Here is a 17,505-nt window from a genome sequence, read left to right on the forward strand (position 1 = left end):
TCATCGGGCCTGGCCCGGTGACACCCCTGCATCTCTGCTCGGGGCCCCGACATCCCCTGACGGAGGTCTCGGCAGGGTGGGACCAACGACTCTCCTGCGGCGCCACCGCCGCTGCGATCGTCGTCGTGTGGGCGTCGCGCGAGGAGTCCCGTCGGCTGCGGACGCCGTGGCGCCTGGCGGGCTCACCTCGACGGAGGCGGCGGAGCGGCTGCGCCGGGACGGGCCGAACCTCCTCCCGGAGCCCAGGCGGGCGTCGTCCCTGCGGCTCCTGGCCGCCCAGCTCACGCACCTGCTGGCCGTCCTGCTCTGGGTCGCCTCGGGCCTGGCGCTCCTGGCGGGCATGCCCGAGCTGGCGGCGGCCATCCTCGTCATCATCGTCCTGAACGGCGGGTTCGCGTTCTGGCAGGAGCACCGGGCCGACCGCTCCGCCCAGCGGCTGCGGGCCCTGCTGCCGTCGGACACGCGGGTCGTCCGGGACGGCCGCACGGTCGTCGTCCAGGCCGCCGGGCTCGTCGTCGGCGACGTCGTCCTGCTCGAGGCCGGCGACCGGGTGGCCGCGGACCTCTCCGTCGTGTCGGCGCGCAGCCTCGGGATGGACGAGTCCATGGTCACCGGCGAGAGCGGTTCGGTCCCGCGCCACGAGGGTGATCGGCTGCTCGGGGGGAGCTTCGTGGTGCAGGGTGACGCGACCTGCCTGGTCGCGGCGACCGGCACGTCGACCACGCTTGCCGGCATCGCCGACCTCGCCGCGTCCGCCGAGCGGCCGCCGAGCCCGCTGACCCGCCAGCTGGACCGGGTGGTCCGCGTCCTGGCCGTCATCGCCACCGGGACGGGGGTCGGCCTGGGCGCCGTCGCGCTCGGTCTCGGTCTCACGGCGACCGAGGCGTTCCTGTTCGGGGTCGGAGTCGCGGTGGCGCTGGTGCCGGAGGGGATGCTGCCCACGGTCACCCTGTCCCTGGCCCGCGGAGCGCAGAGCATGGCCGCTCGCCAGGCGCTCGTGCGGCGTCTCGACGCCGTCGAGACGCTGGGCGCCACCACGTTCATCTGCACGGACAAGACGGGCACGCTCACGCAGAACCGGATGAACGTGGTCGAGGTGGTCACGCCCGTCGGCTCGGTCACCGTCGAGGGCAACGGCTACGAGCCGGTCGCCACGGCGGTCGGTCCACGAGCGGCCCTGGACCGGTCCCGGCAGGCCGCCCTGGCCGCCGTCGCGTGCGTCACCGGTCGCGTCGTCGAGCGGACCGGGGAGCACGAGGGCTGGCAGGCGCTGGGCGACCCGATGGAGGCGGCCCTGCACTGCTTCGCGCTGCGACTGGGCGCGGAGGTCCCGGACCACGACGACACCCAGCGGCGGCCGTACTCGAGCGACCGGATGCTCACCTCGGCACTGGACCGGCACGGGGAGGTGTCCGTGCTGGGTGCGCCGGAGAGCGTGCTGCGCCGGTGCTCGGGGTCGAGCGAGGGCGCCGGCCTCGAGCAGCAGCTCGACCGGCTGACCACGAGCGGACGACGGGTCCTCGCGGTCGCGCGACGTACCTGGACCGGCGAGCCCTCCGCGGAGATGGAGGCCGGCCTCGAGCTCCTCGGCCTCGTAGCCCTCGAGGACCCGCCACGACCCGACGTGCGCGACGCGCTGGCCGCCTGCCGTGAGGCCGGCATCAGGGTCGCGATGATCTCCGGGGACCACCCGCGGACCGCCGAGGCGATCGCCCGCCAGGTCGGGCTCCTGGGCGAGGGCGGCCTGGTCGTCACCGGTGACCAGCTCCCGGCGGACGACGCCGAGCTGGCGGCGCTCCTGGACCGGGACGACGGCGTCGTCGTGGCCCGGGTCTCCCCGGCGGACAAGTTCCGGATCGCCTCCTCGCTCCGCGGACGGGGGCACGTGGTCGCGATGACCGGTGACGGGGTCAACGACGCACCGGCCCTGCGGGAGGCGGACGTCGGGATCGCGATGGGCGCCAGCGGGTCCGACGTCGCCCGCGAGGCCGCGGACCTGGTCCTCCTCGACGACCACTTCGCGACGATCGTCGCGGCCATCGAGCTCGGGCGGGCCACGTTCCGCAACATCCGCAGGTTCCTCACCTACCACCTCACCGACAACGTGGCCGAGCTGGCGCCGTTCGCGGTGTGGGCCCTCAGCGGAGGCAACTACCCGCTCGCCATCTCCGTCCTCCAGGTCCTCGCCCTCGACATCGGGACGGACCTGCTCCCGGCTCTGGCTCTGGGTGCCGAGCCTCCCCGCGACGGCATCATGCACGGCTCGTCGAGACGCAGGCTGGTCGACCGTTCCCTGCTCGTCCGGGCGCTCGCCGTCCTCGGGCTCACCGAGGCCGTGCTGGCGCTGGGTGTGTGCACCATCGTGCTGACCTCCGGCGGCTGGACGTGGGGGGAGACGCCCTCCGCGGAGCTCCTCGCCGTCGCGTCGGGGTCGACCTTCGCCGCTATCGCGGTGGCGCAGATGGCCAACGCGTTCGCCTGCCGCAGCGCGGTCGTCCCGGCCTGGCGGATGCCGCTGCTCGGCAACCGGCTGGTCCTCGCGGCGGTGGCGGCCGAGCTGGTGCTGCTGGTGGTGTTCCTGGGCGTCCCGAGCCTGGCCGACCTCCTCGGCGGCAGCTGGCCGGCACCGCTGGGCTGGCTCGCCGCGGGTGCCGGGGCGGCGGTGCTGGTCCTCGTCGACGGGGCGGCCAAGCGCGCCCGCGCGAAGCACCGGCTCAGGTGACCGGCGCCGGCTCGTGCTCGATGCGCGCCGCGTGGACGCGCGCGTGCGCGATCGCCTCGGGTGTGGTGTCGAACAGGTGGCGCTCGTGGGCGAGCCGGCCGTAGACGCCCAGCTCGCGGAGCACCTGCTCGTGGTGCTGCTGGACGCCGGACAGCAGGACCGTGACGTGACGGTGCTCGAGGCGGCTGATCGTGTCGGCGAGGACATGGGCGCCGGTGGCGTCGATGGCCGTGACCCGGGACATCCTCAGGATCACCACCCGTACCCGGGTCACGTCGGTGAGCTCGAGCAGGAAGTCGTGGGCCGCGGCGAAGAACAGCGGCCCGTCGAGACGGTAGGCGACGATGTGCTCGTCCAGGAGGGACCGCTCCTCGTCGCCGTGGTCAGCCTCGTCCAGGGGCATCTCCTCCAGCCGCGCCGAACGAGCCGCCTCCCGGAGCGCGAAGAAGCCCGCGACCACCAACCCGACGAGGACCGCCGTCACCAGGTCGACGACGATCGTCGCAGCGGCGGTGACGGCCAGGACGACGGCGTCGCCGCGCGTCGAGCGGAGGAGCGCCGCCAGGCTGGACACCCGGACCATCTGCACGGCGGTGGCGACGAGGACCCCGGCCAGCGCGGCCCGCGGGATGTCCCCGACCCATCGGGCGGCCACCAGCACCACGGCCAGGAGCAGCACCGCGTGGGTCAGGGCGGCCAACCTCGACGCCGCCCCGGACCGGACGTTGACCGCGGTCCGGGCGATCGCCGCGGTGGCCGGGATCCCGCCGAAGAGGGGCGCGGCCAGGTTGGCCAGGCCCTGCCCGACGAGCTCGCGGTCGGAGTCGTGACGCTGACCGACGCTCATGCCGTCGGCGACGGTGGCCGAGAGCAGGCTCTCCAGGGCCGCGAGCGCGGCGACGGCGACGGCCGGCAGGAGCAGGGCGTCGAGGTCTGCCCAGGGCACGTCGGGGAGCGAGGGGCCCGGCAGGCTGGCCGGGATGTGGCCGATGGTCGCCGCGTCCCAGTCGAACGCCGAGGTCGCCAGGGTCGCGAGGACCACGGCGGCGAGGGACCCGGGCAGCAGGGGCACGACCCGGGCGGACAGCAGGACCACGACGACGACCCCTGCGGCGATCCCGAGGGGCACCCAGTGGGGATCGTCCGCCCAGGCCCGCGCGGCGCGGGCGGCGAGGACCAGCACCCGCTCCGCGTGCACGTCCGTCCCGAGGGCGGCGGGCACCTGCTGCAGCGCGATGATGGCCGCGATGCCGACCGTGAAGCCCTCCACGACCGGGACCGGCACGTAGCGGATGAACCGGCCGGCACCCGCAGCGCCCAGCCCGACGAGGATCAGCCCGGCCAGCAGCCCGACGACGAGCACCCCGTCGGGCCCGTGGGTCGCGATGATGGGGACCAGGACCACCGTCATCGCTCCGGTGGGACCGCTGACCTGGACCCGGCTCCCGCCGAAGACCGCAGCCACCGCACCGGCGACGATCGCCGTGACCAGCCCGGCGGCCGCCCCCATGCCCGAGCTGACCCCGAAGCCGAGGGCGAGCGGCAGGGCGACCAGACCGACCATGAGGCCGGCGGTCAGGTCGCGGGCCGGCCGGGCCGCCGTCCAGTCCGAGCGCCGCGGCAGCAGCCTGCCGGTCCGGGCCAGTGCGGCGCCGGCGGCCTGGGCGGCTGCGCTCACGGGAGGGCGTCGGTCGTCAGCTCGGCCCCGAGCTCGCCCTTCACGGCGATCATCCCGGACAGGATCTTCCGGGCGACCAGGAGCAGGTCCCGGACCTCGGGGACGCTGACCGAGTAGACGACCTCGCTGCCGAGCCGGTGCGAGACCACCATCGACGTACGGCGGAGCACCGCGAGCTGCTGGGACAGGTTGCTCGGCTCGATGTCGATCCGCTCGAGGAGCTCGTGCACCGCGTGGTCGCGTTCGGACAGCAGCTCGAGGATCCGGATGCGCGCCGGGTGGCCGAGGGTCTTGAAGAGCTCGGCCTTGGCTTGGTAGAGGGGGACGCTCATTGAGTTGAAGACTACACCACTTGCAAACATCTTCAAGTCGTGGTGTACCGTCGGCGACGACGACCGCGAGCGACCTGACCGCGAACGACCTCGACAGGCAAGGGATGACGATGACTGACGTGCGCACGGTGCTGGACGAGGCGGGGCTGACGAACCCGCGGGTGCAGGACTACGTCGCCCACTGGGCCGAGCTCACCGGAGCAGACCGCGTCGAGGTCGTCACCGCCGCCGACGACGCCCGGCTCGTCCAGGAGGCGCTCGACGCGGGCGAGCTGCTGCCCGCGGGCCGGGGGCGCTACTACTCCCGCAGCCACTCCAAGGACACGGCGCGCTCGGAGGAGCGGACCATCGTGGCGACCAGCCGGCCCGAGGACCGCGGCCTCTACAACAACTGGCGCCCGGCCGCCGAGATCACCCCGGTGGTCACGGAGCGGATGCGCGGTGCCTCGGCCGGCAAGACGATGTACGTGATCCCCTACCTGATGGCCCCGCCCGGCAACGTGCTCTCGCCGTGGGCGACCGGCGTCGAGCTGACCGACGCCCGCACCGTCGTGCTGCACATGATCCGGATGTCTCGCGTCGGCGTCGAGCACCTCCAGGACCTCGAGGACCCCGACTCCTTCGTCCGGGCGGTGCACGTGACCGGCGACCTCGACTCCCTCGGCCACGGCACCCCCGACGACCAGCGCTGCTTCGTCACGGTCGCGGACGAGCGGACGATCCTGCACTACGGGTCGTCGTACGGCGGCAACGCCCTGCTCGGCAAGATCGCCCACGGACTGCGTCAGGCGGCGTACGACGGCTGGGTGACCGACACCTTCCTCGGCGAGCAGTACATGCTGATCGGCATCCACGACAAGGAGACCGGCAAGACGTCCCACATCTGCGGCGGGTTCCCGAGCGCATCGGGCAAGACCAACCTGGCGATGATGCTCGCGCCGGACGCGCTGGGCGACCGCTACCACGTCTCGTTCTACGGCGACGACATCGCGTGGCTGTGGGTCGACAAGACCGACGGCCGGCTCTACGGCATGAACCCGGAGTTCGGCGTCTTCGGCGTCGCCAAGGACACCAACGAGGGCACCAACCCGACCGCCCTCCACTCCGTCGACGAGGGGAGCGGGGCGATCTTCACCAACGTCGCCTACAACCCGGACACGCAGGAGGTCTGGTGGGAGGGGCGCACGCCCGAACCGCCGGCCGACACGGCCGGCTGGCTGGACTGGAAGGGCGAGCCGATCGCCGACCGCGAACCCGGGGACACCAGCCCGTGGGCGCACCCCAACAGCCGGTTCACCACCACCCTCGACAACGTCCCCAACATCGCCCCCGACTACAACAGCCCCCGGGGCGTCCCGATCGACGCCATCATCTTCGGCGGGCGCACCCGGGACCGCGAGCCGCTCATCCGCGCGATCACCGACCTCGCCGAGGGTGTCTACGACGGTCTCACCCTGGGGGCGGAGGCCACCTCCGCCGCCGAGGGCGTCGAGGGGATGCTCCGCTACGACCCGATGTCCAACCGGCCGTTCATGGCGTACGGCGAGGGCGACTACGCCGCGCACTACCTCAAGATCGTCGGAGCGGCCACCGACCAGCCGATCTTCGCCCACGTCAACTGGTTCCAGCGGGACCCGGAGGACGGCCACTTCCTGTGGCCGGGCTACCGGGACAACCTGCGGCCGTTGCTGTGGCTGCTGCAGCTGCGCAACGGCGAGGTGAAGGGCCGGCAGACGCCGGTGGGCATCCTCCCGACGGAGGACGAGCTCAACCTCGAGGGTGTCGACATCACGCCCGAGGACCTCGAGACGATCCTGTCGATCGACGTCGCGCGCTGGCGCGAGGAGATGGGCTTCCGTCAGGCGCACCTCGAGGAGCTCCCCAACCTGCCCGAGGAGATCTGGGAGGCCCACCGCCGGGTGGCGAAGGCGCTGGAGGATCACAGCGGCTGACCCGGGGCGGCCGAAGGTCAGCCCGAGACGGGACCTCGACCTCTGCCGGCTGCGCCCCGGCGCGGCTGATGCTGGACGGGCCAGTTCCCGGCGAGGCACGAGGTGGAGACGATGAGCAACCCGGTCCTGACCTTCCTCGGCGCCACCGGCGCCGTGACCGGCAGCAAGTTCCTGGTCGACACCACCGACTCGCGCACGCTGGTCGACGCCGGGCTCTTCCAGGGCCCACCGGACCTGCGCCGCCGCAACTGGGAGGAGTTCCCGGTCGCGGCATCGTCGCTGGACGCGGTCACCGTGAGCCACGCGCACCTGGACCACTGCGGGCACCTGCCCCGGCTCGTGCGCGAGGGGTTCGCGGGTCCGATCTACTGCTCGCCCGAGACGGCCGAGCTCGTGGAGATCGTGCTGCGCGACAGTGCGCACCTGCAGGAGGAGGACGCACAGCACGCGAACGCCGGCGGCTACTCCAAGCACCGTCCGGCTCTCCCGCTCTACGACCGGGAGGACGTGGAACGGACCTTGCCGTTGCTGCGACCGGTCGGGTTCGGGGAGACGACCCAGGTGGCCGCGGGAGCCAGGGTGACGCTGCACCCGGCCGGCCACATCCTCGGCTCGGCGACCGTGCTCCTCGAGACCGACGGACGCCGCACGCTGTTCAGCGGGGACCTCGGCCGGCCGAGCCATCCGCTGCTCCGGCCCCCGGACCCGCCGCCCGCCGTCCACACCGTGGTGGTCGAGTCGACCTACGGCGGCCGGACCCACGAGCCGGCCGGGCCGGACACGCTCGGCGCGGCGGTCCGGCGGGCCGCCCACCGTGGTGGGTCGGTGCTGATCCCGGCCTTCGCGGTGGATCGGACCGAGCTGGTCATCCTGGCCATCCACCGGCTGATGGAGGAGGGCAGGATCCCGAGGCTCCCGGTCTTCGTCGACAGCCCGATGGCGGTCGCCGCGCTGCACGTCTACCGACGCGCGCTGGGCGCCCCGTCCCCGCAGCTCCGTCCCGACAGCGGGGAGCTACGGGCCGCTCTGGACTCCGTCGAGGTGCACGGGGTGGGGGACGTCGCGGGCTCGATGCGCCTCAACCGGCCCGCGATGCCGTCGATCGTGATCTCCGCCTCCGGGATGGCCACCGGCGGCCGGGTCATCCACCACCTGGCCCATCAGCTGCCGGACCCACGCAACGTCGTGGTGCTCACCGGCTACCAGGCGGTGGGGACGCGGGGCCGGCAGCTCCAGGAAGGCGCCCGGCAGGTGAAGATCCACGGACGCTACGTCCCGGTGCGTGCCGAGATCGTCGACGTGCCGGACTTCTCGGTGCACGCCGACAGCGACGAGCTGTGCGCCTGGCTGGCCTCGGCGCCGGAGCCTCCGGAGGTCGTGTACGTCGTGCACGGCGAGCCCGACTCGTCCGAGGCCCTGGCTGTCCGGATCAGGGACGAGCTCGGCTGGTCCGCCGTCGTCCCGAAGCGGGGCGAGCGGGTGCGGCTCGACTGACCGGGCTCGGTGGCTTCTCTCAGTCGATCGGTGCCAGCGTCTCGAGGAGCCGGTTGACCCGCCGCTCGCGCCGCATCTCCTTGGCGGTGACGGGCGACTCGGGCGTGACGAGCACCGGTGCGGTCGCGTGGGCCAGGGCGGCGCGGGCGACCGGGCCCAGGTGGGTGCGCAGGGGGAGCAGGTGGTGACGACGGCCGATCACGAGGAGGTCCGAGACCTCGGCCGCGTCGAGGACCGCCTCGGCCGGCGGGGCATGCCGCACGTCGACGGCGACCTCGACATCGGGGAACGCCGAGCGGAAGGGGGCCAGGAGGGGGTGCAGCTCGGTCCGCCAGCGGTCGGCCCACTCCGCGCGCATCGCCTCGTCGACGACCTCCGCCTCGAAGCCCGAGTCCAGCCACCACGCGTGCAGCACGACGAGCGACGCGCCGAGCTTGCGGGCCTCCGCGAAGGCGGCGCGCAGGACCATCGGGGCCTCGATGGGGTCCTGGACCGCGGCGGTCACGACGGCGGTCGGGTGCGCGCGTGGCGACCACCCCTCGGGCACCGAGACGACCGGCCCGTGGGCCCGGCCGGCGACGCTCTGGACCACGGAGCCGCCGACGAGGCGGTGCAGGCGTCCGAACGCTCGGTGCTCCAGCACGAGGAGCTCCTCGTCACTGGTGCGCTTGGTCAGCTCGTCGACGACCCTGCCCATGCTGACCAGCTCGGACGTCACGGCGACCTCGTCGCCCGCGAGGCGCTCGGCCTCGGCCACCGCGCGGGCCAGGGTCGCGCGGGCACCCTCCAGCGCTTCGCCGTACAGGCCGGCGTACGCCTCGCTGGACGGGAGCTGCAGGACGTGCACCAGGTGTACCGGCCGCGACCAGCGCCGGGCCTCCTCGACGGCGAACCCGAGGGCGGATCCGGAGCCTTCGGCGCCGACGCCCACGACGATCGGGGTGCTCGGGGTGCTCGGGGTGGTCATGGCTGGTTCCTCTCTGGGCAGGCTGGTCGGCCCCGTCACTCGGCCGGCTGCTCGGGCACCACGACGACGGTGGTCCGGGCGCGCTCCAGGACGGCGAGGGCGCAGGACGAGTACAGGAGCCGCGACCAGCCGCTGACGTCGCTGCGCCCGACGACGACCAGCTCGGCCTCGGGTGCCTCGTGGAGCAGGCACTGGTCGACGAGTCCCTGCGACAGCTGCAGGTCGACCTCGACGTCCGGGTACTTCTCGCCCAGACCCGCCACGGACTCCGAGAGGAGCATCCGCAGCTCGACGACGTCGCTGGGTTCCGCCTGGACACCGGCAGCGCCCTGCGTGACGAGCGTGGGATCGACGAAGCTGTGCATGACCACGAGGGGGAGGTGGTGCAGCGACGCCTGCTGGAAGGCGAACTCGACGACGGGCAGCGAGGCCACGCTCCCCTCGGCGCCGACGAGGACCTCGTGCCGACCGTCGTGCGGCTCCTGAGGGCGGCACACGACCACCGGACACCGGGCCAGCCGGGCCACGGACTGGCTGACCGACCCGAGCACCAGGGAGCGCAGGGGACCGCGCCCCCGGGAGCCGAGCACGACGACGTGGGCCGAGGCCGAGGCCTCGACGAGCGCGTCCCTGGCGTCGGTCCCGAGCACGTGGGTCCGCACCTCGAGGCCCGGCACCTCGAGGACGGCGATCTCCCGAGCCTCGGCGGCCAGCGTCTCGCCGGCCTCGTGCAGGGCTCGGGTGAGCACGCTCTGGTCCAGGCCGGGGGTTCCCAGCCACGCGAGCTCGCCGACCCCGACCCGGCCGTAGGCGTGCACGATGTCCAGGGGGCGCCCTTCCAGGTGTGCCTGCCGGGCCGCCCACACGACGGCCCGCTCGGCGTGGGCCGAGCCGTCGGTGCCGACGACGATGCTGCCTGCGGGGATGTCTCTGGTCACGTCTCCACTCTCGTTCGCCCTCCCCGCCGGGCGTACAGGCTTGCGGCCCGCCGGCCCGGGACCTAGGGCCCTGCCGACGGGGGAGGCGGACGACAAGCATCGAGGTAGTGACCGAAGGAGGCGTCCATGAACAGCCCCGAGACTGGTCCGGTCGTCGTCGGCGTCGACGGCACCCCCGGGAGCGCCGGCGCCCTGCGCTACGCGGTCGCCGAGGCGGCCCGCCGAGGAGCCTCGCTGCGCCTCGTGCACGTGCTGCCCGTGACCGCCCCCGTCTGGCCGGGCGTGCCCATGAGCGGTGTGGGAGACAGTGAGCTCCGCGACGTCGCCACCTCGATCCTCGAGGAGTCCGTCGCCGCGGTGCGTGACCTCGCGCCCGACCTCGAGGTGGTGACCCGCCTGAGCGCCGGGTCCCGGAGCGGAGCGGTCGTCGAGGCCTCCGAGGACGCGCAGCTCGTGGTCGTGGGACGGGAGACCCAGCACGGTGTCGACCGGATCCTGGTCGGCGCGGTCACCGCGGCGGTGGCCGCCCACGCCCACTGCGGCGTGGCCGTCGTGCCGTCGTTCTGGTCGGGTGACCACCCGCGCGCCCGCGTCGTGGTCGCGATGAAGTCCCGGGCCAACGCCCACGCCGTCCTCACCGAGGCCTTCTCCCAGGCGCGCCGGCGAGGCGCGAGCCTCACCATCGTGACCGCCTGGGAGCTGCCCGACCCCTACCTCGACCGGATCGAGGTGCGCACGCACTCCGACGACTGGGAGGAGGAGGGTCGCAGTGTCATCGAGGACGTGCTCACGAGCTGGCGTCGCGAGTACCCCGACGTGGCCGTCGACGTCCGGGTCCAGCACGGCCGGGCCGCCGAGGTGCTGCTCGCCGCGAGCCGCGACAGCGACCTGCTCGTCCTCTCGCGCCGGCACCGCGCCATCCCGCCCTACGGCCACCTCGGCGGCGTCGCCCACGCGATCCTCAGGGCGAGTGACGTCCCCGTCGTCGTGGTCCCCTTCACCGACGCGCACGACGACCCGGCCGAGGACGTGCTCGTGCTCGAGGAGTCGGGCGCCCCGGTCAAGTGACGACCGGGCCCGTGACCGGCCGGACCGCACGCGGCCTGACCGGTGACGAGGCGGCCCGGCGGCTGGTGGAGCACGGCCCGAACGAGCTGCCCCCGGAGGTGTCGGTCAGTCTCCTCGCCCGGATCGGGCAGCAGCTGCGTGACCCGATGATCCTGCTGCTGTGCGGTGCCCTGGTGCTGGTCGTCGCCGTCGGAGACCACGCCGACGCGGTGATCATCGCCGCGGTGATCGTGCTCAACACCACCATCGGAGTGGTCCAGGACGTACGCGCCCAGCACGCGGTGGACGCCCTCTCGCGGATGGCGGCCCCCCGGGCCCACGTGTGGCGAGACGGTGCCCTGGTCGAGGTGGCCGCCGGGGACGTCGTCCCCGGGGACACGGTCCGCCTCGAGGCCGGCGACATCGTGCCTGCCGACCTGCTCCTGGTCGAGGCGTCCTCGCTCGAGGTGGACGAGTCGACGATGACAGGGGAGTCGATGCCGGTCCCGCGAGCCCTCGCGGAGGAGGTGGTCTCGGGCACGGTCGTCACCCGCGGCCGGGGCATCGGACGCGTGGTCCGCACCGGCGCCGACAGCGGGCTCGGCAGGATCGCGGCGCTCGTGGCCGGTGCGGGGCTGCGACCGACGCCCCTGCAGCTGCGCCTGGCCCGGCTGTCCCGTCAGCTGGTCCTCGTCACCAGCATCATCTGCCTCGGCGTGTTCGGGCTCGCGATGGCCCAGGGGATGTCCTGGACGGCGGCGTCGGTGCTGGCGGTGAGCCTCGGCGTGGCCGCCGTCCCCGAGTCGCTGCCCGCGGTGGTGACGATCTCACTGGCCCTGGGAGCCCGCCGGATGGCGCGACGCTCGGCGGTCGTCCGCCGGCTGCCCGCCGTGGAGACCCTGGGCTCGGTGACCGTCCTGGCCTCGGACAAGACCGGCACCCTGACCCAGGGCGTGCTGACCGCACGCCAGCTGTGGACCCCCGCCGGCACCTGCGAGGTCAGCGGGACGGCGTACGCCGTCGACGGGCGCGTCGAGGGGTCGCCGGAGGCACGCGCCGAAGCCGTCGGGCTGCTGCGCAACGCCGCCCTCTGCAACGACGCGTCCCTGAGAGCGGGCGACGAGCCGGGGGAGTGGCTCGCGGTGGGCGACCCCTTCGACGTGGCGCTGCTCGTGGCCGCGGCAAAGGGTGGTCTCGACCTCGACTCCCTCGCTCACTGGAACCGGATCGACGAGTCGCCGTTCGACAGTGACGTCGGGTTCTCCCGCACGGTGCACAGCGGCCCGGACGGCGTCGAGGTGGAGGTCCTGAAGGGTGCCCCGGAGCGACTGCTCCCGATGCTCGCACCGGGGCCCGTGGCGGAACAGGCCCGGGTCCAGGCCGAGCTGTGGGCCGCCCAGGGCCATCGGGTCCTGGCCGTCCTCGAGGACCGCCGGGCCGTGGGGCTGGTGGCGGTGACCGACCCTCCCCAGCCGGACGCGGCCCAGGTGGTCGAGGACTGCCACGCCGCCGGCATCAGGATCGTCCTGGTCACCGGCGACCACCCCGCCACCGCCCGGGTGGTGGCCGAGGAGCTGGGCATCCTGTCCGACGACGGGTTGGTCGTGGAGGGCGAGGCCGTGGCCCGGGGTGAGCACCTGGACCTGGTGGAGCAGATCGACGTCTACTCCCGGGTCCGGCCCGAGCAGAAGGTCGGCATCGTCGACGCGTGGCAGGCCCACGGTGACGTCGTCGCGATGACGGGAGACGGGGTCAACGACGCGCCGGCCCTGCGCCGTGCCGACATCGGCGTGGCCATGGGGCGCAGCGGGACCGAGGTGGCCCGACAGGCGGCCGACCTGGTCCTCCTCGACGACGACCTGCGCACCCTGGTCGTCGCGGTGGGGGAGGGGCGGCGGATCCACGCGAACATCCGGACGTTCCTGCGCTACGGCCTCGCCGGCGGTCTGGCCGAGATCGTGGTGCTGCTGACCGCCCCGCTCCTCGGTCTCCCGATCCCGCTCACCCCGGCCATGATCCTGTGGGTCAACATGGTGACGCACGGGCTGCCCGGGGTCGCGTTCGGCGGCGAGCCGCTCGACCCCGACCTCATGCGCAGGCCCTCTCCTCCGCCGACCCAGTCCGTGCTGGACCGAGGCCTCATCGGCCAGATCGTCGCGGCCGGCGCCCTGCTCTCGGTCGCGTCGCTCGGTGCCGGCCTCCTCGCCTCCCACCTGGGCCAGGACGTCCGGACGGCGGTGTTCCTCACGCTGGGGCTCGGGCAGCTGGCCGTGGCGCTGGCCCTGCGGGCGCCGCGCCGCGGCTGGGACTGGCGTGAGCGCGGTCTCGAGATCGCGGTCCTGCTGGCCGGGGCCTGCCAGCTCACCGGTGTCGCGATCCCAGGGGTGCGCGAGCTGCTCGGGACCGAGCCTCTCGGGACGGGCATGACCGTGGCGCTGGTGGGCATCGCCGCGCTCCCTGGCGTGCTCGTCGCGCTCTCGCGCCGACCATGGTCCCGGCGGCAGGGGACCTTCGCCTCCGGACCTGGACCGGTGGCCTGAGGACCCTGGGGGCATGGGCCCTCCCCTGGGACGGCAACGACGCGCGGGCTCGCCGAAGCGGGTCGCGGCGGCGGTCCTCGCTGCCGCGGTGACGCTCGGCGGCTGCTCCGTGGACAGCCCGATGGGCGAGCGCCACCGGTCCGGACGGACCCTGGGCGGCACGCCCGGCTCCGCCATGCCCGGCTCCGCCATGCCCGGCTCCGCCATGCCCGGCGCCATGGGAGGAGGCCTCGGCATGCGCGCTGTCCAGGGCATGGGCGGGATGCACGCGACGATGGCCCCTCGGGACGAGGCCGACTACCTGCTGACCATGCTGCCGCACCACCGCGAGGCCATCGTCGCGGCCGAGTCGCTCACGCGCTCGCCGCACCCCGAGCTGCGGCGCCTCGGGCGGGCGATCCGGACGAGCCAGTCCCGGCAGGTGCGGATGATGGAGCGTTGGGTCGCCCGCTGGTACCCGCAGGAGACACCGTCCATCGACTACCAGCCGATGATGAGCGACCTGACGGGTCTGAGCGGGGACGAGCTCGACCGGACCTTCCTCACCGAGATGGTCCACCACCACATGATGGCCGTGATGATGTCCCGCCACCTGGTGAGAGCCGGCCTGGTCCGTCATCCGGTGGTGGCCGGCCTGGCCGAGTCGGTGATCCGCGAGCAGAGCGCCGAGATCCGCCTGATGCGGCAGTGGCTGCTGCAGTGGAGCTGAGCTCCTGAGAGCGGTCCCGCCAACTGGTGACCAAGGGCCCTGATTCGCGGTGCCTCGACCGACCTAGCGTCGTCCCACACAGACCGGGCACAACGGTCCCGATCGGGAGAGACGGTGGTGGCGATGGCGATGCCGACGGACGAGGACCCGGTGGTCGAGCTGAGTGTCGAGGAGTGCTGGGACCTGCTCGAGGAGGAGCAGTTCGGCCGGCTGGCCTACCGGCTCGTCGACGAGGTCCACCTGGTGCCGATCAACTACGTGACCGACGGCAGGTCGCTGTTGTTCCGGACCGGTTCCGGCAACAAGCTGCTCGCCGCAGCACTGCACTCGGACGTGGCCCTCGAGATCGACTGGCACGACGATCTCTCGGCCTGGTCGGTCGTCGCCCGAGGCCGGCTTCGTCGCCTCGGTGAGGACGAGGCCGCACGGGTCGAATCGCTTCCGCTGCAACCGTGGGTCGAGACCCTCAAGTACGACGTCGTCGAGCTCGCCGCCGATGTCGTCACGGGCCGCCGGTTCCGGCTGCACCGGCCGGAGCCGGACCACCAGCTGTCGCGGTCCCAGGGGTAGCCCGGGTGCTGGTTGTGGTCCGTCGACTCCCAGCGCGAGGACCAAGGACCCTGATGCGCCCAGCGGGCGCGGTGTGATCGTCGAGGAAAAGGAGGTCCGTCATGAAGGACACGCACGCGACGGTGCCCAGCACCCGCACGACCGGTCGCACCGGCCCCCACGACAGCACCGCGAGCTGCGGGTGGACGGGACCGATCCTGGTCGGTGTCGGGCCCGAGGGGCGCCTCTCCGACGGCACGCTCGAGTTCGCCGTGACCACGGCGTTGCAGCTGGAGATCGGCGTCGAGCTCCTGCACGTCGTGCCCCGTCTCATCGGCGGACCCGCCGGAACCTCCGAGGTCGGCATCGGGTTCGAGCAGCTCGTCTCCCAGGGCCAGGTTCTCCTGGACGAGGCCGTGCGCCGGGTCCGGGACCGCGTCAGCGGAGCCCAGCCGGTGAGCGGACGGCTCGTCCGCGGTGCGGTCATCGACACCCTGGTGGAGCAGAGCGCCTTCGCGCAGATGGTGGTGCTCGAGCACCGCGACCTGCCGCGTTGGGAACGGTGGGGAAGCGGGTCGGTGACCGCGGGCGTGGCGGCCCGCGCCCATGCCCCCGTCGTCTCGGTGCCTGCCACCTGGCGGCCGGGAGACCACCCGCGGCCGATCACCGTGGCGGTCGAGGACGCCGAGCGGGCCGGGGCGGAGATCTGGACCGCACTCGGCCTGGCCGCGGTCAACGACGCGCGGGTCGTGGTGCTGCGCGCGACGTACCTTCCGCCGGCCATCGAGGAGATGATGCGGCACGAGGTCAGCCATGAGCAGATGCTGGTCTCCGCCCGGGCCGAGCTGGCGCACGACGTGAACCTGCCGGACGAGATCTGCGAACGAGTGCCCTGCACCTTCGCCGTGCGTTGGGGCCGCCCCGCGGACGTCCTCGTGGCGGCGTCGGAGCGCTCGTCGTTGCTGGTGGTCGCGCGCCGCGACCCGGCGCTGCCGTTCGGCTCCCACCTGGGTCCGGTGCTGCGTCAGGTGCTCCGGGAGGCGACGTGCCCCGTGCTCGTCGTCGAACCCTCGCCGCTCCCCGGCGAGGTCCCCGTCGCCGCCGCCGCCGGTGTGCACTGACGTCAGCCGGGCGAGAGCAGAGTCCGGAGCAGGACCGTGTCCGTCGCGCTGAACGCGCTGTCGGCGGCGTTCCTCGCCGCGGAGGACGTCGACCCCGGCAACTCGCTGGTCATCGGGTCGTTCGCGGTGCTGAGCGGGCCGTTGCCGTCGATCGCCGCCGTCCGCCGGCACGTCGAGAGCCGGCTGCCGCTCGCGCCGCGCTACCGCCAGGTGGTCCGGCGCACGGTGCTCGACCTGCGGGCGCCGACCTGGGAGGACGACCCGGACTTCGTCCTGGACCGGCACGTCGGGCGACTGACGGTGCGGTCACCTGGCGGGGACGGCGAGGTCGCAGAGCTGATCGCCAGGTGCATGGCCGTCCGGATGGACCGCGACCACCCACTGTGGGACATCACCCTGTGTGAGGGACTGTCCGACGGCAGGTGGGGACTGCTCAGCCGGGTCCACCACGCCCTCGCCGACGGCGTGTCGGGGACTGCCCTGCTCCGGGTCCTCTTCGACATCCCGGAGGAGGCGACCCCGCCGGTCGTCGGGATCGGACAGCGCGCCGGATCCCGGTGGCGCGGCGCCGCCACGGCGGCGCTGGCGGCGGGCCGGGGGAGCCTGGCTCTCGGAGCCGCGGTCGTGCCGGTCCACGGGCCGTCGGTCTCGGGCGTGGTCGGACCCGGTCGTCGCTACGCGTGGACCACGGTCCCGCTCGTCTCGGCCCGGCAGGTGCGCCGCGCGCTGGGTGTCACCGTCAACGACGTGGCGCTCGCCGCGGTGGCCGCGGGCTTCGGGGACCTGATGCGGAGCCGGGGCATCGAGGCCCATCCACACTCCCTGCGCTCCTTGGTGCCCGTGTCGGCCTGGTCCGGGACGTCCGACGAGCCCGACAACCACGTCACCCTGATGCTGGCCGACCTCCCGGTGGACGTCGACGACCCGGTCGCCCGGGTGCAGGCGGTGCATGCGCTGATGGCGCGGCTACGACGGACCGGGGAGCCCGAGGCCGGGGTGCTCGCCCAGCAGCTGATCGGTGCGGTCCCGTACGCGGTCGTCGGCGCGGCCACCCGCTGGGCACTCAGGGTGCCCCACCACCACCTCAGCACCGTGACGACCAACGTCCCCGGGCCACGCCGCCGGCTGTCGTTCCTGGGAGCCGAGGTCGAGCAGATGCTGCCGTACGTGCCGATCGCGGACCGGGTGCCGATCGGGGTGGCCATGTTCACCTACGCGGGCCAGCTCACCTTCGGCGTGACCGCCGACCGCGCGGTCTCCGACCTCGACGTGCTGGTCGACGGCATCACCTCCGCCTGGTGGTCGCTCGCCGGCACCAAGGTCCTCGGTCCCCAGGACTTGTGACCCTGACCGCTGGCACCCGCCAGGTCGCAGGCTCGAGACGGGTCGGGCCACCGGGGCCCGCGGAGGAGGTAGGACATGACCACGAGGATCGCGATCAACGGGCTGGGCCGGG

At 73.6% G+C, this 17,505-nt stretch carries 13 protein-coding genes; 9 read left to right on the top strand and 4 right to left on the bottom strand.

The window, feature by feature from the left end; genetic code table 11:
• Window positions 1–127 precede the first annotated feature (127 nt).
• Entirely contained in the window at window positions 128–2,722 is a 2,595-nt protein-coding gene (locus tag JHD21_RS05365) for a cation-transporting P-type ATPase (RefSeq protein ID WP_292672260.1), read from the top strand.
• On the opposite strand, the gene JHD21_RS05370 is transcribed toward JHD21_RS05365, so the two are convergent.
• Window positions 2,715–4,400, bottom strand: a complete 1,686-nt coding sequence (locus JHD21_RS05370) for a SulP family inorganic anion transporter (RefSeq protein ID WP_292672261.1) — start codon at window positions 4,398–4,400, stop codon at window positions 2,715–2,717. The genes JHD21_RS05365 and JHD21_RS05370 overlap by 8 nt on opposite strands.
• A complete protein-coding gene (locus tag JHD21_RS05375; RefSeq protein ID WP_292672263.1) occupies window positions 4,397–4,732 on the bottom strand; it encodes a metalloregulator ArsR/SmtB family transcription factor in 336 nt (111 codons plus the stop codon). Before JHD21_RS05375 ends, JHD21_RS05370 begins: the two co-directional genes overlap by 4 nt.
• Window positions 4,733–4,842: 110 nt before the next feature.
• On the opposite strand from JHD21_RS05375, the gene JHD21_RS05380 reads away from it, so the two are divergent.
• A complete protein-coding gene (locus JHD21_RS05380; protein WP_292672265.1) occupies window positions 4,843–6,684 on the top strand; it encodes a phosphoenolpyruvate carboxykinase (GTP) in 1,842 nt (613 codons plus the stop codon).
• 111 nt (window positions 6,685–6,795) lie between these two features.
• On the top strand, window positions 6,796–8,178 hold the full coding sequence (locus JHD21_RS05385; RefSeq protein WP_292672266.1) for an MBL fold metallo-hydrolase: 1,383 nt from the start codon (window positions 6,796–6,798) through the stop codon (window positions 8,176–8,178).
• Window positions 8,179–8,197: 19 nt separating this feature from the next.
• On the opposite strand, the gene JHD21_RS05390 is transcribed toward JHD21_RS05385, so the two are convergent.
• Complete coding sequence (locus JHD21_RS05390) at window positions 8,198–9,145, bottom strand: universal stress protein (protein WP_292672267.1); 948 nt, start codon at window positions 9,143–9,145, stop codon at window positions 8,198–8,200.
• Window positions 9,146–9,180: 35 nt separating this feature from the next.
• Window positions 9,181–10,083, bottom strand: a complete 903-nt coding sequence (locus tag JHD21_RS05395) for a universal stress protein (RefSeq protein WP_292672269.1) — start codon at window positions 10,081–10,083, stop codon at window positions 9,181–9,183.
• Window positions 10,084–10,209: 126 nt separating this feature from the next.
• Between JHD21_RS05395 and JHD21_RS05400 the strand changes: the two genes are divergently transcribed.
• From JHD21_RS05400 to JHD21_RS05425, 6 genes are all read left to right on the top strand, one after another.
• Entirely contained in the window at window positions 10,210–11,151 is a 942-nt protein-coding gene (locus JHD21_RS05400; RefSeq protein WP_292672270.1) for a universal stress protein, read from the top strand.
• An 11-nt stretch (window positions 11,152–11,162) separates the two neighbouring features.
• Window positions 11,163–13,670, top strand: a complete 2,508-nt coding sequence (locus JHD21_RS05405) for a cation-transporting P-type ATPase (protein WP_292672272.1) — start codon at window positions 11,163–11,165, stop codon at window positions 13,668–13,670.
• A 13-nt stretch (window positions 13,671–13,683) separates the two neighbouring features.
• Window positions 13,684–14,379: a DUF305 domain-containing protein gene (locus JHD21_RS05410; protein WP_292672273.1), complete on the top strand. Its 696-nt coding sequence runs from the start codon at window positions 13,684–13,686 to the stop codon at window positions 14,377–14,379.
• 123 nt (window positions 14,380–14,502) lie between these two features.
• Window positions 14,503–14,949, top strand: a complete 447-nt coding sequence (locus JHD21_RS05415) for a pyridoxamine 5'-phosphate oxidase family protein (protein WP_292672274.1) — start codon at window positions 14,503–14,505, stop codon at window positions 14,947–14,949.
• Window positions 14,950–15,050: 101 nt separating this feature from the next.
• Complete coding sequence (locus tag JHD21_RS05420; protein ID WP_292672275.1) at window positions 15,051–16,049, top strand: universal stress protein; 999 nt, start codon at window positions 15,051–15,053, stop codon at window positions 16,047–16,049.
• A gap of 36 nt (window positions 16,050–16,085) precedes the next feature.
• A complete protein-coding gene (locus tag JHD21_RS05425; protein ID WP_292672277.1) occupies window positions 16,086–17,393 on the top strand; it encodes a wax ester/triacylglycerol synthase family O-acyltransferase in 1,308 nt (435 codons plus the stop codon).
• Window positions 17,394–17,505 lie beyond the last annotated feature (112 nt).

This window comes from Nocardioides sp., assembly GCF_016462705.1.
Taxonomy (GTDB): Bacteria; Actinomycetota; Actinomycetes; order Propionibacteriales; family Nocardioidaceae; genus Nocardioides.